Origin of the sequence: Mucilaginibacter gossypiicola (genome assembly GCF_900110105.1) — a bacterium.
GTDB lineage: Bacteria > Bacteroidota > Bacteroidia > Sphingobacteriales > Sphingobacteriaceae > Mucilaginibacter > Mucilaginibacter gossypiicola.
The window spans coordinates 38,513-63,335 of sequence record NZ_FOCL01000010.1; the positions used below are offsets into that span (position 1 = coordinate 38,513).

Annotated in this window: 26 protein-coding genes; 12 read left to right on the forward strand and 14 right to left on the reverse strand. The window is 40.9% G+C overall.

All coding sequences use genetic code 11. From position 1 onward, the window contains the following. Positions 1-102: 102 nt before the first annotated feature. The 11 genes from BMX50_RS26120 to BMX50_RS26175 all read right to left on the reverse strand — a co-directional run bounded on the left by BMX50_RS26120 (position 103) and on the right by BMX50_RS26175 (position 9,309). Positions 103-606, reverse strand: coding sequence for an NADH-quinone oxidoreductase subunit C (locus BMX50_RS26120; protein WP_091217152.1), 504 nt, complete (start codon positions 604-606; stop codon positions 103-105). Next, entirely contained in the window at positions 606-1,148 is a 543-nt protein-coding gene (locus tag BMX50_RS26125) for an NADH-quinone oxidoreductase subunit B (RefSeq protein WP_091175781.1), read from the reverse strand. Before BMX50_RS26125 ends, BMX50_RS26120 begins: the two co-directional genes overlap by 1 nt. Positions 1,149-1,272: 124 nt before the next feature. After that, complete coding sequence (locus tag BMX50_RS26130) at positions 1,273-1,644, reverse strand: NADH-quinone oxidoreductase subunit A (protein WP_091217156.1); 372 nt, start codon at positions 1,642-1,644, stop codon at positions 1,273-1,275. Positions 1,645-1,822: 178 nt separating this feature from the next. After that, complete coding sequence (locus BMX50_RS26135; RefSeq protein WP_244281105.1) at positions 1,823-3,511, reverse strand: tetratricopeptide repeat protein; 1,689 nt, start codon at positions 3,509-3,511, stop codon at positions 1,823-1,825. A 16-nt stretch (positions 3,512-3,527) separates the two neighbouring features. Further along, positions 3,528-4,454, reverse strand: a complete 927-nt coding sequence (locus tag BMX50_RS26140) for a PstS family phosphate ABC transporter substrate-binding protein (RefSeq protein WP_091217166.1) — start codon at positions 4,452-4,454, stop codon at positions 3,528-3,530. A gap of 223 nt (positions 4,455-4,677) precedes the next feature. After that, positions 4,678-5,508, reverse strand: a complete 831-nt coding sequence (locus BMX50_RS26150; protein WP_091217170.1) for an energy transducer TonB — start codon at positions 5,506-5,508, stop codon at positions 4,678-4,680. A gap of 40 nt (positions 5,509-5,548) precedes the next feature. Beyond that, positions 5,549-6,094, reverse strand: a complete 546-nt coding sequence (locus tag BMX50_RS26155) for an ExbD/TolR family protein (RefSeq protein WP_091217173.1) — start codon at positions 6,092-6,094, stop codon at positions 5,549-5,551. Positions 6,095-6,100: 6 nt separating this feature from the next. Continuing rightward, positions 6,101-6,724, reverse strand: a complete 624-nt coding sequence (locus tag BMX50_RS26160; RefSeq protein WP_091217177.1) for an ExbD/TolR family protein — start codon at positions 6,722-6,724, stop codon at positions 6,101-6,103. Positions 6,725-6,815: 91 nt separating this feature from the next. Next, positions 6,816-7,652: a MotA/TolQ/ExbB proton channel family protein gene (locus BMX50_RS26165; protein ID WP_091217180.1), complete on the reverse strand. Its 837-nt coding sequence runs from the start codon at positions 7,650-7,652 to the stop codon at positions 6,816-6,818. A 428-nt stretch (positions 7,653-8,080) separates the two neighbouring features. Next, complete coding sequence (locus BMX50_RS26170) at positions 8,081-8,416, reverse strand: translation initiation factor (RefSeq protein WP_091217185.1); 336 nt, start codon at positions 8,414-8,416, stop codon at positions 8,081-8,083. Positions 8,417-8,421: 5 nt separating this feature from the next. Beyond that, positions 8,422-9,309, reverse strand: a complete 888-nt coding sequence (locus tag BMX50_RS26175) for a diacylglycerol/lipid kinase family protein (RefSeq protein WP_091217188.1) — start codon at positions 9,307-9,309, stop codon at positions 8,422-8,424. 217 nt (positions 9,310-9,526) lie between these two features. Here BMX50_RS26175 and metK point away from each other — a divergent pair, with 217 nt between their 5' ends. The 5 genes from metK to BMX50_RS26195 all read left to right on the forward strand — a co-directional run bounded on the left by metK (position 9,527) and on the right by BMX50_RS26195 (position 14,822). Next, a complete protein-coding gene (gene metK, locus BMX50_RS26180) occupies positions 9,527-10,777 on the forward strand; it encodes a methionine adenosyltransferase (RefSeq protein ID WP_091217191.1) in 1,251 nt (416 codons plus the stop codon). A gap of 432 nt (positions 10,778-11,209) precedes the next feature. Continuing rightward, positions 11,210-11,728, forward strand: a complete 519-nt coding sequence (locus tag BMX50_RS26185; protein ID WP_091217194.1) for a hypothetical protein — start codon at positions 11,210-11,212, stop codon at positions 11,726-11,728. Between the two features lie 502 nt (positions 11,729-12,230). After that, a complete protein-coding gene (locus BMX50_RS26190) occupies positions 12,231-13,304 on the forward strand; it encodes an AAA family ATPase (protein WP_091217198.1) in 1,074 nt (357 codons plus the stop codon). 298 nt (positions 13,305-13,602) lie between these two features. Then, the gene (locus BMX50_RS34655) at positions 13,603-13,776 is read left to right on the forward strand and encodes a hypothetical protein (RefSeq protein WP_167668118.1); all 174 of its coding nucleotides are present in this window, start codon (positions 13,603-13,605) and stop codon (positions 13,774-13,776) included. After that, positions 13,773-14,822, forward strand: coding sequence for an LPO_1073/Vpar_1526 family protein (locus tag BMX50_RS26195; protein ID WP_091217200.1), 1,050 nt, complete (start codon positions 13,773-13,775; stop codon positions 14,820-14,822). Before BMX50_RS34655 ends, BMX50_RS26195 begins: the two co-directional genes overlap by 4 nt. A gap of 342 nt (positions 14,823-15,164) precedes the next feature. On the opposite strand, the gene BMX50_RS26205 is transcribed toward BMX50_RS26195, so the two are convergent. From BMX50_RS26205 to BMX50_RS26215, 3 genes are all read right to left on the reverse strand, one after another. Then, positions 15,165-15,530 carry a hypothetical protein gene (locus tag BMX50_RS26205; RefSeq protein ID WP_091217206.1) on the reverse strand — a complete coding sequence of 122 codons (366 nt, stop codon included), beginning with the start codon at positions 15,528-15,530 and terminating at the stop codon, positions 15,165-15,167. Positions 15,531-15,925: 395 nt separating this feature from the next. Beyond that, on the reverse strand, positions 15,926-16,471 hold the full coding sequence (locus tag BMX50_RS26210; protein WP_091217210.1) for an REP-associated tyrosine transposase: 546 nt from the start codon (positions 16,469-16,471) through the stop codon (positions 15,926-15,928). Positions 16,472-16,603: 132 nt separating this feature from the next. Further along, positions 16,604-16,867 carry a hypothetical protein gene (locus tag BMX50_RS26215; RefSeq protein WP_091217214.1) on the reverse strand — a complete coding sequence of 88 codons (264 nt, stop codon included), beginning with the start codon at positions 16,865-16,867 and terminating at the stop codon, positions 16,604-16,606. 676 nt (positions 16,868-17,543) lie between these two features. On the opposite strand from BMX50_RS26215, the gene BMX50_RS26220 reads away from it, so the two are divergent. The 7 genes from BMX50_RS26220 (at position 17,544) to BMX50_RS26250 (ending at position 24,794) form a co-directional block, all read left to right on the forward strand. After that, entirely contained in the window at positions 17,544-18,290 is a 747-nt protein-coding gene (locus tag BMX50_RS26220; RefSeq protein ID WP_091217220.1) for a sulfite exporter TauE/SafE family protein, read from the forward strand. A gap of 68 nt (positions 18,291-18,358) precedes the next feature. Next, entirely contained in the window at positions 18,359-19,150 is a 792-nt protein-coding gene (locus BMX50_RS26225) for a DUF5995 family protein (protein WP_091217225.1), read from the forward strand. A gap of 155 nt (positions 19,151-19,305) precedes the next feature. Beyond that, positions 19,306-19,773 (forward strand): hypothetical protein, encoded by a 468-nt coding sequence (locus tag BMX50_RS26230; protein WP_091217228.1) that lies wholly within the window; start codon positions 19,306-19,308, stop codon positions 19,771-19,773. 112 nt (positions 19,774-19,885) lie between these two features. After that, entirely contained in the window at positions 19,886-20,842 is a 957-nt protein-coding gene (locus BMX50_RS26235) for a tRNA modification radical SAM protein MnmL/YtqA (protein WP_208864806.1), read from the forward strand. 499 nt (positions 20,843-21,341) lie between these two features. After that, a complete protein-coding gene (locus BMX50_RS26240) occupies positions 21,342-22,574 on the forward strand; it encodes an acyltransferase family protein (RefSeq protein WP_091217231.1) in 1,233 nt (410 codons plus the stop codon). Further along, positions 22,549-23,925 (forward strand): acetylxylan esterase, encoded by a 1,377-nt coding sequence (locus tag BMX50_RS26245; RefSeq protein WP_091217235.1) that lies wholly within the window; start codon positions 22,549-22,551, stop codon positions 23,923-23,925. The genes BMX50_RS26240 and BMX50_RS26245 overlap by 26 nt, the downstream gene beginning before the upstream one ends. Positions 23,926-23,945: 20 nt before the next feature. Next, on the forward strand, positions 23,946-24,794 hold the full coding sequence (locus tag BMX50_RS26250) for a hypothetical protein (protein WP_091217238.1): 849 nt from the start codon (positions 23,946-23,948) through the stop codon (positions 24,792-24,794). Positions 24,795-24,823: the final 29 nt, after the last annotated feature.

Consider the following 24,823-nt stretch of genomic DNA (forward strand, 5'->3'; position numbering starts at 1 on the left):
TAATTAGAGTCAGGAATCAGGAAGACAAGAATCAAGATGAAGCTTATTCTTACTTCTTGATTTCCTGGTTCTCGATTCTCAATTTCTTGATTCTATAGTATGTTATCTTCCGAAATAAAAATCTTTCTTGTCAACACGGTTAGGGTCTTCCAAAGGAAACTCTTTACGCATTGGGAAAGCAGTCATATCGTCAACATTTAAGATACGACGCAAATCCGGGTGCCCGTCAAAAATAACCCCGAAAAAGTCGTATGTTTCGCGTTCCATCCAGTTAGCACCTTCCCAAAGCACAGTAGCTGTCGGTATGTGCACATCGCCATCGGCCAAAAACACTTTAATCCTGATACGGGTATTGGTGGTTAAGCTGTGCAGGTGATATATTACACCTATTTGCTTTTCCTGCTCAGGATAGTGAATACCGGTAATATCTGTTAAAAAAGTAAATTTAAACGAGGGATCGGTTTTCAAAAACGTAAGCAGATCGATGATCTGTTCGCGACCGGATTCAACAGTAAGCAAGCCATATGGTTCACCAATAACTGTTACTGCATCGGCAAATTTATCGCCTATTGCTTTTACTATGTCTTCGTTTGGTATAGCGGCCATTATTGAATCCCGTATTTAGCTAATAATTCCTGGTACTTAGGCTCGTTTCTGCGGCGCAGTGATTCTGTCTTAACCAGTTCCTGAATATTCATAAAACCATCAATAATAGCTTCCGGCCTTGGAGGGCAACCCGGTACGTAAACATCAACCGGAATCACTTCATCAATACCCTGCAAAACTGAGTAAGTATCAAATATACCACCACTTGAAGCACAGGCACCTACAGCCATTACCCAACGGGGCTCGGCCATTTGCAGGTAAACCTGGCGCAATACAGGTGCCATTTTCTTAGCTATGGTACCCATAACCATCAGCAAATCGGCCTGACGCGGTGAAAAACTCAAACGCTCGGCACCAAAACGCGAAAGATCATAGTGAGATGCCATAGTAGCCATAAATTCGATACCGCAGCATGATGTGGCGAAGGGTAAAGGCCACAATGAATTTGAGCGTGCTATACCTATTACTTTATCAAGCGAGGTAGCAAAAAACCCGGCGCCTTCAACTCCGGCGGGGGCATCAACTAATTGAATATCACTCATTGAACTAAATTGATAGAAAAATCATCGTCCACTAAATGTGGATAATGGGAGCAAATTTACAATAATAACGATGTAAAATGTACACTATAGGGGCACAGGGAGTATATTTAGAATCAATCTAAATTTAATCCCAATCTAAAGCGCCCTTTTTTATTACGTAGATAAAACCCAGTAAAAGCGTAGCCATAAAAATGAACATTTCAATAAGGCCGGTGGTACCTAAAGCCTTGAAATTTACCGCCCATGGATACATGAAGATCACCTCCACGTCAAACAGCACAAACAAAATGGCTACAAGGAAATACTTAATGGATATTGGTGTACGGGCATTGCCCACCACCTCAATACCTGATTCAAACGGGGTCAGTTTATCTTTTGTTTTTCTTTTAGGACCTATTTTGTGTGTTACAAACATTGTTGTTACTACAAACCCTAATGCCACCAACATCTGAAATATGATGGGCAAATAATTAACCGGTAAACTTTGTGCTTCCATGCTGCAAATATACTAATGCCTTAATAATAAAAAAGTGTGTTTTGCAAGGTTGTTAATCATTTCTGCTATTCATTATTAATCTTGATAGCTAATTACCTCGGTAAAATCAATTCCCAAAATCCGGCAAACAAAAAAGGCCTCTTTTTCAAGAGGCCTTTTATATCAATTTGATATTTTATTATTTGCTTTTACCGGCTCCGCCTTTGCGTTGGAAGAATGCTACCGCCTGTTTATTGGTAGGATCATTTTCCCTTGCTTTGGTGAAGTTCTCAGTTGCTTTAGCTTCGTCTTTTTCTTTGTACTCATAGTAAGTACCTAAGTAAGCGTAAGCGTTTGCAAGGCTCTTTTTAGTTTTATCGTCTGCGGCACCTTTAGCAGTTACAAGCTCGATGAATTTTTCATAAAATGGTTTAGCATACCCCACGATGTTGTTACGATCTTTCTCTTTCATATCGTTAACATAAGCACGGTAAAGATAGCCATCCGCTGTAGTTGGGCTCTTTTGGTTTACATAGCTAAATGCTGAATCGGCTCTTACAAGCAATGAATCTGCATTTGGTTTCTTTTCGTCGTAACCAAAGTAGTAGCTGATACCTTCGTAAAAATAGTCAGTCAATTTTACGTTACGGCCGGCTTTTAAAGTAACCTGACGGTAAGCATCACCTGCCTGCTCGTATTTTTTCTGATGATATAAAGCTTTAGCAATTTCACCGTAAACATCAGTTTGAGTACTGTCAAGCTCTAACGCTTTTTTCAGGGTATTGATACCTACTGAATCCTGACCGGTAGCCATCTGCAAACGGCCCTGGTATAAATAGTCACGAGGAATGATACGTTTTGGATCAGCTTTCTGGAACCAGGTGTTGATTGCGGTTAAGCCGTTTTGATAATCTTTGTTTTCGAAAGCCGCGTAAGCTAAATAACGGTAAACCCTTGCATTTGAGCTTGCCGATTTTGATAGATCGGTAGTAACCTGCTGTAACGTTTTGTAATCGCCAGCAAGGATCAGGAAGTCGGCATAACGCATTTGTGACTCTATAGACTGATCTGTTAAACTAAGGAATTGCTTGTAATGTTCAACAGCTTCTTTAATTTTAGCTGAAGCCATTTTAGGATCAGTGTACGCCCAACGAAGATCAGTTTCAGCCCATTCGCGGTAAGCCGGACCGTAGTTTGCGTTGATAGCCAATGCATCTTTAAATTGCTGCTCAGAACCATCAAAGTTATTAGCAAATTTATATAATACACCTGTTGCAACCTTAGCAGCTGGGTTTTTCGGATCAAGTGTTGAAGCGTCAGAATAGTTTGAGTAAGCTTCGTTACTTTTTAATACCGAACGGTAAGCGTCACCTAAAGCGATAAGCAAATCAACGTCTTTTGCATTAATAGCCTTTCCTTTAGTAAGCACTGCGATAGCAGCATCTGCATCAGCAGGCGCAATTTTTTTATCGGTAGTAGTAGGCAACAAATATGATAAACCTACATAAGTATAAGGTTTTGCATCCTTACCTGCCAAAGCTACAGCCTGGTTAAAGTTGGTTGTAGCACCGGCATTATCTTTATCTAAACGGGCAACAGCACCTAAACCGGCATAATTCAATGCTGACTTTGGATTTGCAGCAATACCTTTATTGAAAACGACTTTCGCCGAATCAGAATAGTCCTGTTTAATGTACACCCAACCCAGGTAAAAGAAATTTTCGTCTTTAGTTGGTTGAGTTGTAGTAAGCGTTTTGAGCATCGACTCTGCTTTCTGATATTGTTCGGCGTCAATAGCTTTTCTGGCGTCGGCAAGACTCTGCGCAAAAACTGATGATGAACCTAAAAATACCAGTCCGAAAGAAGCCGTAGCTATTTTACTGATCATTTTCATCTTTATTTAGTTATAGTTTACTTTTTAAAATTATTTCTCTTGGCGGAATGGAATCTGGCAATAAACCCGATTTCAATATTATCCGCTGTCCTACATCACTGGCCAAAAATGTAACAAATCCGGCCGCTAATCCATTTTTACTTGAGCTATTAACCATATATAGTGTCCTGCTCAATGGGTACTGTTTTAAGACAAGTGATTCTTGCGAAGGTTTAAAATATTCGTTGGCGTATTGCTTGTTGCCTTCGTCTCTAACTCCTACAATTTTCACTCCATCAACATAACTGGCGTAAGCCTTTTCCGGGTTGTTAAGCCAGCTAAAACCTATGATGCCCAAAGCATCAGGATGCTCGTTTACGTATTTAATAACGTCGACATTCGATTTAAGCGCATAAATGTTTTTTTGCTTAAACTCCTTATTACCAGAGAAATCCTTCAAATATCTTACCAAACTTGAGTTTGGATTATCAAAAACGATAGTTTTATTTCCGGCACCCTGACCGTTAAGTTCCTTCTTTAGTTCGGCAACTGTGATAGCAGTATCGCCCGATGCTTTATTCACTATCAGCGTGATTGCATCTACCGCAAAAGGTACAACCTCAACGCTCAACGAACGACGGGTAATAATATTACGTTCTGCGGTATCCAGTTCACGTGATAGTATTGCAACTCTTACGCTGTCATTTAACAACATATTTACAGCTTGGTTTTCTGTTTTATAAACAAATACCGGGTTAGCGTTGGGAAACCGGCTTCTGTAAACATATTCTTCCTGTGCTACTATGGGCGAAAAAGACTCATCAGCAACAAAAGTTGCCGTTCCTGTGTTGAAGCCATCGGTTGGTACAGATTTTACTTGTTTCTGTTTGCAAGCCTGCAAAGAAGCTATTGACACAAGTAAAATCGATACGTATACAACTCGTAAATTAATCTTCATACTGATCCTTCTTAAACAATCTTGAAAATCTTAAAATCGCGTAACCAATAATAAACGCACCGAAAAGTAAACGTTGGTAATGTTGCAGTTGCAACGGGAGTGCATCCCAAAACATGATCATGAGACCTAAAACCACGAAGCAAATAAATGCAGCGGTTCCTAAAATAAGCAAAAACCGCCTTTTGGGCGATTTTTGCTCTTTATTGTAATTAAATGGCATTACTTATTCTTCAGATGCTAAAGTAAAGCTAATTGGAACGCTGTACTGTACACGAACCGGACGACCGTTTTGTATACCAGGTTTCCATTTTGGTGAATTTTTCAATACACGAACCGCTTCCTCGTCGCAACCGCTGCCGATGCCCCTAACAACTTTAATGTCAGTTAAAGAACCATCTTTTTCAACAACGAATGTACAAATTACACGTCCTTGAGTATTGTTTTCACGGGCAACAGCCGGATACCTGATGTTTTTGCTCAGGTACTGACCAAATTTCTCTAAACCGCCGGCAAATTCTGGAACCTGCTCAACTGAAGTAAAGATCTGGTTAGGATCGGCTTCTACCACTTGTTTTACGTCTGAGTTACCTACTGGCTCATCAATTCTGATGTCCGCGTTAGGATCGCCTTTTTGGTCTTTCTGACCTGGATCTGCAACAGCAAGTTCTTTTACTGTTGGCGGATCTTTCTCCTTAACCTCGTTATCTGGTTTTACAACCGGAGGAGGGAAACGTACCTGGTCAACCTTTGGTTTTGGTGGTTCAGGTGGCGGCGGAGGTGGTTTCTTGGTTTGGTCAACCGGTGGCGGAGGTAACAGAACAACGTCTGTTATCTTCACTTTTTGGTCTTTCTCTGGGATAAGACCTTTGATCTTGTTGATGATAGTTGGCAAAGAAACGATGAATACAAAAACTACGATAGCAATAATCAATGATTTGCTTGTATTCTTTGAATTTTCTTTTCTTAGCTCGTAAGCGCCATAGGCCTTATTACGATTACTAAAAACAACGTCGATCCATTCCTGCTTTAGTATGTCTAATTTTGATCCTAACATCTGTTAAGGCTTTAATGGAAATTAATAACGTTATTTAATACTATTTATTATCGTTGTACAAGCCGTCTTTCTTCAACAATTCTATCTCCGGTGCAGATATATCTACAATGCCGTAGCTCTGAATATTGGCTATGTTAATTTCGTCAAGCGTGCTCACCATATTTTTGTATTTTGACTTATCGCTTGGCTTAATAACAACAAACATAAATTTGCCTGTTTTCTGCTGTACTTCTTTACTTTTCTCAATTAACGTTTTACGTAGTCCATCCGGACCAAAATTGTCAATTGTTGGCGCTGATTTTCCTGGCTCGCCAATATACCACTCCAATTTATCGTCGCTGCCCAATAAAATGGTCATTGAACGTGAAGCGGCAATATCCATCTGATCTTTTGTATGTTCATCTTTATCAGGCATGGCCAAGTCCATCGCTTTTGGTTTAGCGAGTGTAGTGGTCATGATGAAGAAAGTGATCAACAAGAAAGCCAGGTCAACCATCGCGGTTAAGTCGATACGGGTTGATTGCTTTTTACTGCGAACCTTACCGCCTTTGTGTTTCCCTCCCCCGGAGGTATCTAATTCTGCCATGGTCTTTTATTTTTTAGCTGCACCACCGGCGCTGCCCAAATCCGTAATTAAACTAAACTTGTTAACTTTTTGCTTTTGCAAAATACCGATAACATCCTTAATAACCGGATATTCTTCTTTGCTGTCGCCTTTAATAGCTAAACGCAATTCTTTGTTGTGCAAAGCCTTGGTAGCTATACGTGCCTGGCGAATCCAGTTGGTAAGTTCACCAGAAACAGAATCTCTCGGGATACCCGGCTGAGCATATTTCTTTTGCTGATCAGCAGATAAAGCTATAAACTGTTTCAACTGGGTCATTGGTACACCAAATGAGGTGATAGTTGAAAACCTTGTTTGCTCTTCGGGTGTAAAGGTCATGTGATATATTGTACCCATTTGGTTCAACATTTCCTTGCGGATATCAACACCTTCAACGCCAAAAAACGCTTTTTGTTTACCCACTGATACTGTAGCAAAATCAGACTCCGGTACCGGCTGTTGAATTGAAGATTTTGGTATATCAATAGGTACCGGATCTTCGGTTTTTACTTTTGCGGTCATGATGAAGAACGTAAGCAAAAGGAACGCCACGTCACACATCGCGGTCATGTCAATTGCTGTACTCTTCCTTGGAACTTTTATCCTTGCCATATCAATTTTTTCCTATTAAAAATATTAGTGATTAGTATTAAACTATTGCCGCCTTTACTTATTGTGCATTAAGGCATTAGCACTAATATTCTTATTTGTTTTTGTGTGATGAAGCAAATGTTTGAACGATGCTAAAGCCAGTTTCGTCAATAGCATAAGTCAATTTATCAATTTTTGATGTAAACACGTTGTACATTACGATAGAGATAGCAGAAGTACTGATACCAAATGCAGTGTTGATCAAGGCCTCAGAGATGTGAGAAGAAAGTTCAACCTGGTTAGGTACACCAGCAGTTGCTAATGAAGAGAACGCTTTGATCATACCCACAACCGTACCTAACAAACCTGTTAATGTACCGATAGATACCAAAGTAGCGATGATAGTTAAGTTTTGCTCAAGCATTGGCATTTCCAAAGCAGTAGCTTCTTCGATGTCTTTTTGGATAGCTAAAGTTTTCTGGTCAACGTCAAGGTTTGGTTCAGCTTCCATTTCACCATATTTTTTCAATGCTGATTTGATAACGTTAGCAACAGAACCTTTTTGTTTGTCGCACTCTGCAGAAGCACCGGCAATGTTACCAGCGTTTAAAAGAGCCTGGATTTTCCTTACGAAACCATCAACACTGCCAGTACCTGAAGCTTTGCTGATAACGATGAAACGCTCGATAGAGAAAACGATAACCATTAATAAGAAACCCATGATCACGGGTACGATAACACCACCACTATGAACAGTACCGAAAATGTCTGAAGGATAACCGTGCTCTACGTCACCACCTTTGAAGTGGCTTGGATCACCTAAAATGAATATAAAGATACAAGTTGTAACAATAAGACAGATCGGAATAGTTAAAGAAGCAAACATGCCCGATGCACTTGAGCTTTCTTTCTTAACAGGAGTAGTTGGTTTTGTTGGTGCGTTTGCCATTACTTTTGAATTTTTAGTTTTTGTTTTTGTTTATTTTATAAGTTAGTTAAAATGCGCTGTTTGTTGGGAATAACAAAAATAGAATTTTATTGAATTAAAAAAACCATTTATGTTATTCTTTACAATTTTTTAATACAGAATATCATTCTGCGTATTGTTGGTGATTATAAACGCAACAATACAAATTTATTGTGTGTTACCAACACAATTATTTGCAATGAAAACCATTTTTTTTAAAAATAGCAAGTGATAACATATAAAATTTGTGTTACCAAGCTAAAATTGGATACTTTTTTTCAAAGTTTATAAAAAGGTGCCTGTTATATTTAACTGCAATGCAAGCTTTGTAACATATAATACAACACTTTGTTTAAAACACTCTTTTCAAATAATTCTGTTAAACTACGGTTTATAATGTTTAGTTAATATTATCCGCCTGCTTTTTTGGCTTTATAGCCATCTGTTTGGAGTAAAGTTAACACTTTGTCCCTAAAATCGCCCTGGATTAGGATCTCGCCATCCTTAACAGAACCTCCTACCCCACATTTGGATTTCAGTTTTTTCCCTATTGCTTCCAGGTCGGCATCCGCGCCGATAAAGCCCGAAATACGCGTAACCAGTTTGCTTCCGCCCTTGCGATCAAGATATATTTTAAGGTTTTGCTGCTGTGCCGGTAAGGTTCCCTGTTCCCCTCCACCGTTTTCCTGGTATTGAAAATCCGGATCAGTTGAGTAAACTACGCCGGTAAAATTTTTCTTAGCCATATTGATCAATTTTTAAATGATGGGCCAACTATAACTCTTAATGACTTGGGTAGTATATTAATATCTATCCCTGTACCGGCTACCTGGGGCTCTCCATCCAGGTGGATGGGGCCGGTATGCTCCCTTTTTATCAGGATCTGCTTGCCGCGGATAATTTCTACATATTTTGAGCTTTCAGTTGCTTTAACCAGCATGCGCATACTCATCTCTGGAAACCTCCACAACGGGAAAGGCTTTATCACGCAAACATCCAGCAAACCATCCTGCAGGCTTGCCTTAGGCGATATATGTACATTATTACCGTATTGCGACGAGTTTGCTATACTAAGCATAAATGCCTTATAGTCATACTTTTTTCCGTCAATATCTATATGATAGTTTTGCGACTGATAGCCAACCACTTCTTTTATCGACGATTTAATATAACTGATAAAGCCACGCTTTTTGCCATGCGAAAAAATCTCGCTGATGTGGGCATCAAACCCCATCCCTGCCATGTTAAAAAATGGTTGCCCGTTAATCCTGGCCGAATCAATAATTTCGGTACGGCCTGATGCCAGGTTTTTGATAGCACTCTTTGTATCCATCGGAATACCCAAAAACCTCGAAAGCCCATTGCCCGAGCCAAATGGCACTATACCAAGCGAGGTATCAGTATCAACAATAGCCGAAGCTATTTCATTAACCGTACCATCGCCGCCAACCGCAACCACTACATCAAATTTCCCTACTGCTTCGGATGCGATAACCCTTGCATGTGCCACGCCATCACTAAAAGCTATAACCGGCTCCATTACACCGGCATCAATAGTATCTTTAATCAGTTCAGGCACCCCGTCCTTCTTCTTCCCGCCCGAAATTGGGTTTATTATAAATAACGCTTTCCGTTTCAACTATATATATTATTTCAATCGTCAAAAGTAAATGTATTTTCGGCTTTGTGAAATTTGTTTTATTTTTACCGCCCGAATGTGGACTGATTTAATGCTCCTTTTTACAACGGAGCCGGATTGCAACCACGTAAAAAAGTGCTAAAACCATGCTTCTTTTTACTACTCGATCCGTGTTAAGCCCCTCCCAGTCGATTTTAATTTTAATTATTTAAATTTTATGTCATATTTATTTACTTCAGAGTCCGTATCAGAAGGTCACCCGGATAAAGTAGCTGATCAGATCTCGGACGCGCTGATTGATCATTTCTTGGCATTTGATGCCGAATCGAAAGTTGCCTGCGAAACGCTGGTAACCACAGGCCAGGTTATTTTAGCCGGCGAAGTAAAATCAAAAGCCTATCTGGATGTACAGAAGATTGCCCGTGAGGTGATCAACAAAATTGGGTACACCAAAGGCGAATATATGTTTGACGGCAGTTCATGTGGTGTATTATCGGCCATCCACGAGCAATCGCCTGATATTAACCAGGGTGTTGACCGCACCGCCAAAGAAGAGCAGGGTGCCGGCGACCAGGGTATGATGTTTGGTTATGCTACCGTTGAAACCGATAACTATATGCCGCTTGCCCTTGATATTGCCCACGCTTTATTAATTGAGCTTGCAGCCATCCGCCGCGAAAATAATGAGATCAAATACCTTCGCCCGGATGCAAAATCGCAGGTTACTTTGGAATATAGCGACGATAACAAGCCGCAACGTATTGACGCCATCGTTATATCAACCCAACACGACGACTTTGACGACGAGCCTGCCATGCTGGCCAAGATCAAGGCTGATATCATCAGCATCCTGATCCCCCGTGTTGAAGCTAAATATCCTAAATACGCACACTTCTTTAACGACGATATTAAGTACCATATTAATCCAACCGGTAAGTTTGTTATCGGCGGGCCGCATGGCGATACCGGCTTAACCGGTCGTAAAATTATTGTGGATACCTATGGCGGTAAAGGCGCACATGGTGGTGGTGCTTTCTCTGGTAAAGACCCTTCAAAAGTTGACCGCTCGGCTGCTTATGCTACCCGTCATATTGCTAAAAACCTGGTTGCTGCCGGTTTGTGCGATGAGGTATTGGTACAGGTATCATACGCTATCGGCGTTGCACAGCCAATGGGTATTTACGTAAACACTTACGGTACTGCCAAGGTTGACCTGCACGACGGTGAGATCGCGAAAAAAGTAGAAGGCATTTTTAACATGACCCCATACGCCATTGAAACCCGCTTTAAACTGCGTAACCCTATTTACAGCGAAACCGCTGCTTACGGCCACTTCGGCAGACCGAACGAAGTTGTTACCAAAACTTTTGTTGGCCATGACGGCAGCAAATTGGAACGCGAGGTTGAACTATTTACCTGGGAAAAACTTGATTATGTAGACCAGGTTAAAGCAGCCTTCGGTTTGTAATTAGTTACACCTATTATATAGTATAAGATAAGCAATAGCGACGGGGTTTCCTGTCGCTATTGTTGTTTAGAGGTATAATATTATTCTTCTCCGTCAGCAGATAAGTTTCGGGCGAAAGCGGGCAGAACAATGGTGGCCTTGAGCGCAGGAAAGGGCATAGCAAGTTTTTGCAGCAGCGGTGATAAGAGCGGCGGGGCAAAATAATTGCAGCCCGTGGTTTTGCCCGGTTTGCAGGGCAAAGGCCTTGTGCGGCAAAGAAACCTTTCTGCTGACTTGACTTTTGGTTCTTTTTGTCAAGAAAAAGAACAAAGCCAACCCGCGGCGACTGAGCGGGCCGATGTTGTTATTACAACATAAGTTGGTTAGAGACCGCTTTCCTTATTAAATTATAAATACATACATTTATAACCCAAAATCCCCCGAGCCTAATTAATGCCCTCTAATACCCGGAACGCCGTAATGGCTATTATTTATTTTGCTGTATCAGTTATGATAACGGCATGGTTCATTGAACAAAAGTTTGGCTATGTGGTTACGCCCGAAGCCATATTACTATCCAACATTGTTGCGGCTATTAAATGGGTGGTGATAACCATTGCTGCGATGGTTTTGCTTAAAGAGAACAAATGGATATTTATCAGGCGTACAGCGTTTGCCTGCCTGGCCGGGAGCTTTGCCATGTTTTCTATTTATGCATTTAGGTTTATACCGGTGAGCAGCTGGCAACAATTTACCTATACTATGGCTTTGGCATTGCTGGTAATGACAGTTTTGTTTTTTAAAGCCGTGATTGACACCCGGCTTGCGATTAAATGGTTTGCCGTGTGGATGGCTATCCTGATCATAAGCGTAATACTGCAGGTTAAGGTGGTGTTCAATTTGCACCCTTCGCTTGTAACAAATGGGGTGTCCCATTTTTTTGATTCCCGAAAAAAAAGTGAAATTTCCTGACCTCGCTTCTTTTAAAAAAACGCAGATGTTCCATTTTTTGAGAACCGAAACGCGGAACAGTTATTTCATGAAACACACTAATAACCAGCAGTTTAACAATTTCCATGAAACATTGCTAACTATTTGATTATTAAATATTAAACCTTTTTAGAGTAAATTTTACTGTCTGTTGCGCTAACAGCTTAACCGCGTTTTCCGTCGCTTAGTTTTCGTGATTTTTCATTGTTTTTTGAAGATTTTTTATTGGTACCCTGAATTTGAATCCGGGGTACTGACAAAACAGTGCCACCAATATTGCAAACGGTTGCCGGTAAATTTGAACCTCACCCAACCCTCTCCTTCGGAGAGGGCTTACGAAAATCCTTCCGGGTGACGCTTGTTAAGCCAATAGTCCTTAGTCTTAAGTCAATAGTACTAAGCCTTAAGTCTTTTTTGCTTCTGTACCTGGCACTTATGACTTTGGCCTAAAGACTAAGCCTCAATTTATCGATGACATAATACTATGATTGAAAAAAATGGAAGACCACTGGTTGTGGAAATGATCCGCACCAATGTGCGCGATGCGGCGCGCAGAGAAGCTAAAAAAGGGATCCGCCCAAGGGTTTACGACCCGGATGGTATACCCGATCTGTTTATTATTCACCAGGCCAGCGCATGGATGGAGATGGAACGCGGGCACCAGACACCGCACATGCTGTTTGGCGAGTTTTGGCTCGAGGGCGAGCTGTGCATTTTATTTGCCGATACCAATATGGGCAAAAGCCTACTGGCCGTACAACTGGGCGATAGCATTGCCCGCGGCGAAGCCATTACACCTTTTAAAATGGATGCAGAACCCTGCCCGGTGCTATACATTGATTTTGAGTTGAGCGGCAAACAGTTTGAACAGCGCTACACCGACGGCAGCGCTACCCACACTTTTCACGAAAATTTTTACCGGGGCGAATTTAACCAGATGACCGGCCTGCCGCATGATTTTAAAACTTTTGACGAGTTTATCACCCACGGCCTTAGTCGCGCCATTAAACGTACCGATGCCAGGGTACTCATTATTGATAATATTACCTGCCTGCGCAACGGCACCGAGCGCAGCAGCCAGGCCCTCTCGCTCATGAAACAGCTTAAGCTGCTCAAAACCCGGCATGGCCTTAGCATCCTGGTGCTGGCCCATACCCCCAAACGCAACCCGGCCCTGCCCATTACCCGCAATGACCTGCAAGGCAGCAAAATGCTCATCAACTTTTGCGACAGCGCCTTCGCCATGGCCGAAAGCCAAACGCTCCCCGGCTACCGCTATCTTAAACAGGTAAAACAACGCAGCACCGCCGAAATGTACGGCAGCCATAACGTATGCCTCGGCCGACTGGAAAGGCAGAACGGCTTTTTAAAATTTGTATTTTCCCATACCGATAACGAGGTTAAACACCTGCGCCGCTACAGCCAAATCGAACGCCAGCGCCGGGCAGCAGATGTGCTTGCCCTCCATAAACAGGGCCTGAGCCAAAGGCAGATTGCCGGCAGGCTGGAGATGAGCTTATCGGCGGTGAACAGGGTGTTGGGGGTTGTGGGGGGATGAGGGCACATTTGCTACCATTTGCTGCCGCAAGCGTCCTCGCTTGTGGCCTTTTGCTAAGTTATGCGAGCGGCTTTTAAATTGCAGACCTGAACGCGGGCTACAAGCGAGAACGTTTGCGGCAGCGGGTGATGCTATTTCTTAATTCAAAAAGTCACGAGTACGCTAATGTTTTGCCGCTGCTGCGTACCCGCACCGGGTAGTATTAAGTTACAATATTCAATATAAAATTAATCCCTTTAATTTTCATTCATATTGTACCTTTAGCATTATCTTAATATTTAAATATAAAATCTTAGCTATGAGTTGGGTATTAAATAATAAAGAATGGATTTTTAGCGGTATTGGAGTATTCACCTTGGGGCTTCTAATTACCATATTTCAGAAAAGCACTAAGAGCAAATCCATAAAACAGAGTCAGAAATCAGGTTCAAATTCAACAAATATTCAAATTGGTGGGGATTTAAAAAAATGATTTTTGACGGTATGAAGCAAGAGGGGGGTAATGAGTCTACAAACTTTCAAATTGGCGGAAACGTTACCATTGGAGTAACTTACAACGAAGCAAGACAAATTGCATTAGATATCTTCAAAAGTAACTTCTATGAGTTTTCCGAAAAAGCCGCAAAAAAGGCATTAGAGCGAGCTGAAGAAATCACAGAAAAATTTGTTAAAAAATTCCTTACAGAAATTCCTGAATTAATATCAAAACTCGAAGAGCCTTCGGTTCAATCCTCTATGTTTAACGTTCAAAAGGAGTATGCAAAAACAGGAGATAAAGAACTGGAAAAAAACTTATTAGATATATTAATAGAACGCATTAGGTCAGACGAAAGAAGCTTAAAGCAAATTGTTTTAGACGAGGCCATTCTCTTAATTCCTAAGCTAACAACCGATCAAATAAATGTTTTAACACTCATATTTTCACTGATTGTGCTAAATAATACCGACGTCAATAATATACCCTCCTTATTAAATTTTATTGATAAAAGGCTTGTTGAATTTTATCCAGAAGACATCAATAGTTACTCATTTTTTACACATTTGCAGTTCACTGGATGCTGCACTATCTTACCGGAAGGAGGCACTTACAAACCAATCGAAGAAGTTTTCAGAGAACGCTATAAAGGCATATTTTCTAAAGGCTTTTCGGAAACTCAATTTGAAACGGATATTGGCGATAAGACATCCAATTATCCGTCCTTACTCAGAGAATGCTTAAGAAATCCAAATGCTTTACAATTCAACGCACTAACCAGTTCTTATTTTAATGAGATAATAAGCCATTATAATCCTGACCTTCAATTAAAACTAAAAGGCTTATTTGAAAGCAATGTAATGTCCGCCAATGAAATTAAAGAGTGGTTAATAAGTACAAATAAAAGGATGGAAGGGTTATTAAAAGCTTGGAAAGAATCTGCATTAAAATCAATTACATTAACATCAGTTGGAAATGTAATTGCATTAATAAATTACAAAAAACACACTGGAGAAAATCTTCCTATTGACATAATTATATGACCATTCATTTGCTACCGCAACCGTCCTCGCTTATGGGCTTCATGTTAGGTTATGCGAGCGGCTTTTCACATTGCAGACCTAAACGCAGGCCAAAAGCGGGGATCTGGCATGCCAAGTAACACGCTGTATGTATAAAAGTACATGCGACACGCGGGCATCAATTACAGGCCTAAATCTTTTACATTGCGCCGAACTGAGTTCTAAATTCTTTGCAAATCTTTAATACACGTTCTTCGCAGGCGTCAACAAACCAACGATAATGTTGCCAGTATTCTTCCTGGTATTTAATGTTATGCTCATAGGTTTGGTCAGGGGCAACGTTGTAATAAAAGGAACTTAATGTTATTTTAAGATCAAACACCATAGTTCGAATTCACTAAAGGGCGATTTATCATTAATTTCGACATATAGTGACATTTTATAAAATGCGTTCATCAATGCATTTCTTACAGGATTCCATCTGTCATTCATCTGGGTCACAGTAAAAGATTTATTGATCATTTCTTCATTTGAAATACTTCTGAAATACTCAACAATATTGAAATATGCATTTAAAAATTCGCTTGTAGCTTCTGCTCTCCGCGCTTCAAACAAAGTAAATTTCACTTCCTTTCTTTTTGCCAAGCTATTGAAATACCGACTTCCGAAATAACCTATAACAGATACCAAAATCGTTAGCTGGCTCAAGTATTTTAATAGTATTTCCATTATGTGATAGTTGGATTAGATAGGTAACATACTAAAATTTCGTAAAATAAAAAAAAGCCCTCCCCTGCTACCGCAAGCAAATTCAAGACTTAGCATATTTACCACAAGGCACAGCCTTGCGGTAGCAAAAAAATCGGGAACGCTGCCGCAAGGCTGTGCCTTGTGGCCCGCATGCAAGGTATAAAACCGTGCAGACAGTTCAAAACACCAACAGACGACTACTAAAACCCCTGCTACCGCAAGCAAATTCGATACTTAGCATATTCGCCACAAGGCACAGCCTTGCGGTAGCAAAAAAAATCGGGAACGCTGCCGCAAGGCTGTGCCTTGTGGCCCGCATGCAAGGTATAAAACCGTGCATCTGCGCTATATAAAATATAAGCCGTGCATTTGCTTTAAGTAGTTATTACCTCAACCAAACCCTTTGTCCCGGAGTAATCGCGTGCGCTGCTGTGCAAATACTCATAGTCGTTTTCTACCAAACCGGCAACTACAGGGTTATTATGAATGTAATCTATCTTTTGCTGAATTACAGCATTACTCCAAAGTTCGATAGGTTTATTATGCTGCTGCCAAAACTGGTTGCCGGGATTATTGCTATTTTTAAGGCCTGCCTTTTTAAATGCATTCAACATCCACTCCTGCCGGCTTTCCTGGTTATTTTCGTTAATAAGTCTGATAAGTTGTTTCGATGTCTGCGATTTAAAATCTCTCAATAAATCTTCAGGTTTTTGAACTGTCGATCTGAATACTAAGTGAACATGGCTTGACATTATGCAATAGGCATAAACCTCCATTCCTTTATTTGCAACACAATAATTTAAATTTTTTACCAGGCAATCAAAGTATTCCAATCGTACAAAAACATCTATCCAAAATACTGTAGCGAAACTCACAAAATAAAGACCTTCAGCATTATGGAACTTATAATTACGGCTCATGATTTAAAAATACATTTTTCCTGTTCTAATTCAAGACTTAGCATGTTTACCACAAGGCACAGCCTTGCGGGAGCGAACGGGGACACACGGCACGCGTGCACCAGCACTTAGCACAAAACACCAGCACATAGCTTATTGATACCCCAAAGGAAACCAAACACCTCTAACGTTCGGCTGATCCATATTCGACAAAACATGTCCTTCATCTAATGTGGATATATCTACATTCTCTATGCATTGAGCAATATCTGCTAATGGGTTATTTCTGAATACCTTTTCAGTTAGAATTGCGACTGCATCTTCATAATTGTAAGCTGTTATACCACAACCTAATCTTGTCCCATAAGGAATTACTTCACTATTATTAAACCCGAATTTAAACCAAAATCTTGTCATGTTAATTACTTGTTTTAGTTATAACTCTTTAGTAATGTACAAGCAAATAGCCACTTAGCACATTAGTCATAAAATACAGCCTTTCGATAACAATAATAGCAAAAGCTACCCAACAAAAAAGGCTAACCATCTCTGATCAGCCTTTTCACATAATTACCCTGTTTAACCTATTACATTTAACATTCATTTTCGTTTGTACTGTGCGCAACAAAAAAACCGCATAATGCACTTGCGCTTAATGCTATTAATAACGTAATCATAGTGTTTAATTTTTAGGTGAATAATCAATTAATACTATAATTAGTACGCATAACAACTGTTATAGTTTCGTTAAATAGTCGTTTTTTAGCATTGAAAAAGCACTTTTACAAATATTATTTCTTTAAGGTTAAAAAATTAGGAATATTATTAGTAATACCCCAAAACCAACAACAAAGTCAAAATCACTTCACACTTATTTGTGCAGCAAACTACTGCTTATTTAAAGCATTTTCAAAAAACATGCCTGCAACACGTTTAACATGGCCGTTGTTAAATGTTGTTTTATACTTTTGGGCACCTTCCGAATTGGAAGCGATGGTCAATTTAAAAGTTTAACCTTTTAAAAAATCATTGTAACACTCCTGATCATTACAGCGCTGCGGCGTAATTGATCAGTGACCTTAATAAACGCAAAATGGATCTTGTTTTCCTGTACATTTTTATCATAAGTTTTATTGCCACATTGGTACGATCCACCTTTGGATTCGGTGAATCGCTGGTTGCAGTACCCTTATTAAGCATATTTATCCCTATCGGGGTGGCAGTTCCGCTTTCGGTGCTTATCTCAGTTTTAGTTGCGCTGGTAGTTGTGATACAAGATCACAGCAAAATTCAGCTAAATAGTGCAAAATGGCTCATCCTTTTTGCCATACCGGGTATTCCCATCGGCTTACTGATATTGATATATGGCAACGAGCTGTGGGTAAAAACCGGGCTGGGCACTTTGATAATCCTGTACTCATTGTATGCCATGTTCGGTAAAAATACATTCCGGCTGGATACCGACAACAAAGCATGGCTGTTCATCTGTGGCTTTCTGTCGGGCGTTTTGGGCGGTGTCTACGGTCTTAACGGTCCACCGTTAGTTATTTATGGCAATATGAGAAAATGGAGCCCCAAGGATTTCAGGGCAACGTTGCAAGGTTATTTTTTGCCGGCAAGCTTAATTGGGGTAACAGGTTATATTTTTAAAGGGCTAATTACTACCGAAGCATTAAAATATTTCATGGTGTCGCTTCCCGCAGTTTTCCCGGCCATTTTTTTAGGCAGGTACCTAAATCATAAACTCAACAATTCGTCATTTTTTAAATATGTATACGGGGGCTTATTACTTATCGGGATATTTTTAGTAATACTTTGCCTGTTTAACATAAAAACCTGATGTACAAGCCATCAACAAAAAAAACTATCTTTAAAACAATTAAATCCTCCTGAACTTATCTGCCAGCTATGGAACCTATTGCACAAGCTCAAACAATTGATCAAATTATTGAACAGTTAGAGGCCATTATTGCCGATGCTATAAAAACCGACAGCAGGGCCGGGTACTTTGCGGCGCTGTACCATAAGGTTACCTGCAAGGTAAGGGAAGGCATCCAAAACGGCGAATTTGAAAACCCCGCCCGCATGGAGCAGTTGGATGTGATTTTCGCCAACAGGTATATTGCGGCCTACCGCAGCTGGCAGCAAAAGCAACCCTGTTCCAATTGCTGGCAGCTGGCTTTCGACATTTTTAGCAAATCGTCAAAGCTCGTATTACAGCACCTGCTCATCGGCATGAACGCGCATATCAACCTTGATTTGGGTGTTGCCGTGGTAGAAGTAGCCCGTAAGCTCAACCAGCCGCTAAGCGAAGTGCATAAAGATTTTAATTCCATCAACACCATACTTTCGGCACTTACTTACGAGGTGATCAGCGAGCTGAACCAGATCTCGCCCTTGTTATCACTGGCAGGCTTGCATGCGCAAAATAATTCTATCCTCATCCAGTTTGCCCTCAGCAACGCCCGCGACGGCGCCTGGTGCTTTGCCGAAGACTTGTTTACCCGTACCGGGGATGCTTACCCTGAGCAGATAGCCAGCAGGGATAATGACATTAATAAACTTGGTCTTGGTATTGTTAACCCGGTAGGGATGCTGTGTATTACCGTATGGATCATCCACCTGTTTGAAAAACGGGACCCATCAAAAATAACGGAGATCCTGAGCACTTATAAGAAGACATATTTAAAGGTGAATTAAATTAGTGAGGGCAAAAGTTAGGCTATTAAATTCCGACCACTAAAAACCACAAGAGTAAAAAATATTATACTTAAATGCAGGTAGTTACAAAAACAACTTATCGAAAATCATTTTAATTAAATACATTGCGGTGTATTTAATTCCTTATCACAAAAATGAATAAAACCATGCTCCTGTGTGCATGCGCATTGATATTTTTCGGTTGCGGCAGCAAAAACAACAATCCAACTCCCTCAAAACCCGATTACAAAACCCTTATTATTGGCAAATGGGGAAACGCAAAAGATACCATCCGCGAGTATACCAACGATAAACTTACCAAAACACATATAACAAATACCCAGGGTGATTCTTACGATTTTAAAGCCGATGGAACCGGGATTGAAAAATGGACCACTTTGACAATACCCTATACTTATATTTTGAGTGACAAAACACTATCCTTCCACACATTTTCTGTTAAAGATGGGGCCGCTACCTACCCTGGAAACGATTTTTCGTTTGAAATAAAATCACTTACGACTAATGAACTGATTTTGTTTTACCAAAATGTTGACGTTGATTCGAAAGGCAATGTCTATAAAGAAGTCGAGATTGATCATTATTTTAAACTTAGCAATTAAACAATTCTAATGCCTGGTACACAAGGTGTAGCTCAATAGTTACGTCGCTAAAAATTCATTATCTTTGCCGCCTGATCGATCAAAACAAGTCGTCAAAATCAAGGAAAACAAAGTGGAACAGCAAGCAATAACAACCTGGGAAAAAGGCTATAACAATTACGGGCCCTGGCTTAAGGAAAAATACAAAGGCCATCGCGTATTTAAAGTAATTGTTGATGGTGGCTTTACCTGCCCCAATCGTGATGGCTCAAAAGGCTACGGTGGTTGTACTTATTGTAATGTTGATTCCTTTACCCCTTCGGTTAGCCGCAACGCCCCTACTGTGAGGCAACAGGTTGAGGAAGGTATGGAGCGTGCCCGTAAAGGTAACAAGGCCGATAAGTTTATTATTTACTTTCAGCCTAATACCAATACTTATGCCCCGGCCCACTATCTTAAAATGCTTTATGATGAAGCCTTGAGCTATGGTACCGAAGATATTGTAGGCCTTTCGGTAGGTACCCGCCCCGATTGTATTGATGCCGAAAAAATTGCCCTGTTGGAAAGCTATACCGACCGTTTTGATGTTGACCTGGAAATGGGGATGGAAAGTATCTACAACGATACCCTAAACCAGATTAATCGCGGCTGCAGCCACGAGGAGCTGGTGAAAGCGCTTGCTTTGGTCGAAAATTCCAAACTGGATATTTGTGTGCATACCATTTTCGGCTTCCCCTGGGAAACTAAGGAGATGATGCTGAAATATGCCGACGAGATTAACCGTTTTAAACAGATCAAGTTTGTAAAATTCCACCACCTGCATATTGTTGAAGGCTCGGTAATGGGCGTAAAGTACAAACGCGAACCGTTCCACCTGTTTGGCATTGAGGAATATGCCGATTTCCTGTGCGAATTATTACCCCTTGTTCGCCCGGACATCGTGATCCAACGCCTCTTCGGCCTCAGCGACCGCGAACTGCTTATTGCCCCTAACTGGGGATTGAAAAAATCTGAGATCCAGTATTACATTGACCAAAGGATTTTAAGCAAGGGTGTTGTACAGGGAAGTGGGCTGAACCTTGCTTTATAGAATTTTAGGATTAGGAGGATTTTTACACCCCACCGTTATTAAAAAACATGTTATTGCGAGTAGGAAAAATCCGGAGGCATCTGAAGGTGACATGACATTAGACGTGCAGGGCTTGTCATCCTGAGCTTGTCGAAGGACGCGCGCAGAGGCCCACCCCGCTATGCTTCGACTGGCTCAGCATGACACCCATTTTTTAATTATGTCATTACGAGCGAAGCGTGGCAATCTCGTAGCGAATGCATGTCCGCCCTTTATAGCTACGAGATTACTTCGTCGTTCCTCCTCGCAATGACATGGCTTTTTAAAATAACATTATTAAATCCATCAATCCGCCCCCAAATCCCGGTTCTGCCTTAACGAATAAGCAATTCTATTCTCCCAAAACTGCCACTGGTGCTTAAAACTGCAACCTATCTACCCTTACTTATTCAACATTGGTATCCATTTTGCAAACATTTACGTATAATTAAATTGATCTGAAAGTTAAAATACGTCTATTTTGTCACAAAGAGCGCAATCCAATTATATCCCGGCATTAACCGGTGTACGGGCCATGGCTGCTTACCTGGTTTTTATCTCGCATTTTGCATATGTGTTTGATGAAAAATTTCCCCACTCCGTGCAACGTTTCTTTAATGAATTCCATATCGGGGTAACCATTTTCTTTGTGCTTTCGGGCTTTTTGATAGCTTTCAGGTATTTTGATAGCTTTAAATTAACCAAAGCCTGGTTTCTTCAATACCTTAAAAACAGGGTAGCCCGCATCTATCCCATGTACGCACTGCTTACTATTGGGGCGTTCATAGCTTATCATTTTACACAAAACCAAACAGTAACGGCAGGGCAAAACCCGGTGGTTATGTTTTTCATGAACATCGTTTTTGTGCGCGGCTTTTTCGATCAGTTTAAATTTACCGGCATTGCCCAGGGCTGGTCGCTCACAGTTGAAGAATGCTTTTACTTTTCGGCGCCGTTCATTTTTCTTATCGCCACCAGGTACAAAAAGTTTTATATCCAGCCTATCGCGGTAACAGGCTTAGGTGTTATACTCGTATTGATCTTTAGCCACATAAACTGGTTCGGTTTCTTTGGCAACTTTACCTTTATGATGCTGTACACCTTTTTGGGCAGGTGCTTTGAGTTTTTTGCAGGTATTCAGCTGGCACTCATCGTTCGCAAACAAAAACTGAATGGTACAAGCAAAAAGAAATTCACATATCTCGGCTTTTTCATGATCTTCTTTTGTGTGTGGATCATGTCGACCTTAACTATCCCGAATGGATACGAAGCCGGGTTGCATAACCCATGGGGCATTGTCACCAATAACTATTTGTTGGCTACGGCGATTGCCATTTTCTTTTATGGCCTGCTTACCGAAACTACCCTGCTTAAAAAGTTTTTAGCGCATCCTTTTATTGAGCTGCTTGGCAAAAGCTCGTATATATTTTACCTTATCCATTTAGGCTATATGTACAATTTTATACACCAGGGTATGAACAGTCTTAACGATTATGTTTTTGAGCTTTATGATAAGTGGGGGGTCGACTGGCATTCGCCGTTTGAGTACGATAGTTTAAACCTTTTATATGCGTTCATCGTTTTAAATATCGTTTCAATAACGCTGTTTAAATTAATTGAAGAACCGCTTAATCATTATATCCGCAAGTCCGATTTCCTGATTAAAAACAAAGCACGCAATCCCGAAAATGAATCAGCTAAGATTAAAGCCTAAATATAACATGCTGAAAAACACTAATAAATTACTGATCATAGCTTTCGCATTATTGACCATAGGTGCCGTGAGACCGGCCATTGCCCAGGAAACCGAAAAGGAACCGGCGGAAACCAATGACAAAAGCGGCGGTGACGATGAAGTGTCGACAGTATTAACCATCAACAATAAAGATGGCGAATTTAGCTCGACGGCCTCGTTCAGTTTTGAAATTAAGAATACTTATAATACCAACCAGGAAGGCACGATATCATACAATATCACTACCGATAAAGGGCAGGTTGTTAAAACACTGTCGAAACCGGTAAACCTGGCCAAAAAAAGTACATCTAAATATGATTTTGATGTGCCTAACCTAAAAACAGGCTTTTATAAGGTTAATATGATGATTAACGTAAGCGATTATGACGATACCACGCGTCGCGCTTTCGGGATCAGGCCGGATGAGATCAAGTCGCAATATGCCAAACCTGCCGATTTTGATCAATTTTGGCAAACAGCAAAAGACGAGCTGGCCAAGGTAAAACCCAACTATAAAATTACCGAGATACCATCCATGAACACCGAAAACCGCAAGGTTTACGAAATAGAAATGAAATCGCTGGATAACCTTACCATCCGCGGTTATATGACGGTACCTATTAGTAAAAATAAAAATAAGAAATTTTCGGTATTGCTTGGTTTACCCGGCTACCAGGTAAAGTTATACCCCATAGTAGGCCTGGACCCCGACCTGGTGATCATTACCCTCAACACCCGCGGGCAAGGTACCAGTCGCGATGTGATCCATACCGAGCGCGATGCTTTTATCTCCTACCATATTGAAGATAAAAACAAATATGTAATGCGCGGTGTAATTATGGATTGCGTACGTGCCGTTGATTTTATTTACGCACAGCCTAACCTGAGGCATGATCAGATCCTGGCCACAGGTGGTAGCATGGGCGGATATTTATCCATTGCACTTGCAGGGCTTGATCATCGGGTAACGCTTTGCTCGGCGCAAAACCCTATCATGAGCGATATCCGCAATTTGGTTGGCGCTGTTGAATGGCCCATCAACGATATTAAAAAATATACGTTAAGCAAGCCCGGTGTAACTTTCGACCAGGTATTAAACAATCTTGATTATTACGATACCAAAAACTTTGCAACAACCATAAAATGCCCAACTATTCTGGGTTTAGGTCTTTTAGACCCTTATGTACCACCAAGCAATGGTTATGCGGTATTTAATTCAATGCATGGCGATAAACACGTAATGGTATTTAAAAACCTTGCACACGAAGTAAGCCAGGTATATAAGGATTATGAGGGCCGTTGGATGCGTGATACCTTTGGTTTGTTTTAAAACTTTTAAAATCTACACACATGACCTTGAAAAATACTTTATCAAAATATTTGCTCGCGGGGATAGTGATATTGGCCTTAGCTACAGGCAAAAGTTATGCAGGAGGTTTCCCGGTAAGGCCGGGCAGGATCTCGCTGTCGCCGTCGGCAACTTACTTTTTTGCCAATAAAGCCTGGGATGCCGACAGCCATAAAGGGGCCTTTGCCAATAACGGCAAATTCAGTTCATGGAGCTATTCTTTATATTCAGAAGTTGGATTAAGCCGCAAGTTCACCCTTTCGGTACTGGCGCCTTATGTGATGAACACTTTTAGTACCGATTTGGGCACCAGCAAAAGCTCAGGTTTCCAGGATCTGGAAGTGGGTATCAGGTACTACCTGGCCAACATCAATTATAAATATTATTTCAGCTTACAGGGTACAGCTATTGTACCTATGTATACTAACACGGCATTGGGGTATAACCAAAAAGGGGCCGAACTTAAACTGGCCTTTGCAGGTAGCGGGCATCTCTTCGGTAAAAACTCATTCTTTATCCTTGAAAATGGCGTACGCGAATACTTTGGTTACGAAAGCGTATTCCAGGACAGGTACAACGCTACATACGGACTAACGCTCGATAAAAAATTCCGCGAACAGATTTCATTAAGTGTCGGCGGTTTTTATGCCACAAGTATCAACAAGGATTTTAACGTGAACCCAAGCGCCAGTAAAAACTTTGCCTTTAACCAGGTATCGTTGAGCTATGGCCACGCATTCGCCAAAAGCCTGTCGCTGTTTTTAACAGGCGGCACCTTTGTTACAGGGCGCAACACCGGCGCAGGCACCAATTTTTCGGCATCACTCAATTACCGGATAGATACGAAATAAGCCCTCCAGAACTATTTACAATAAAGTGT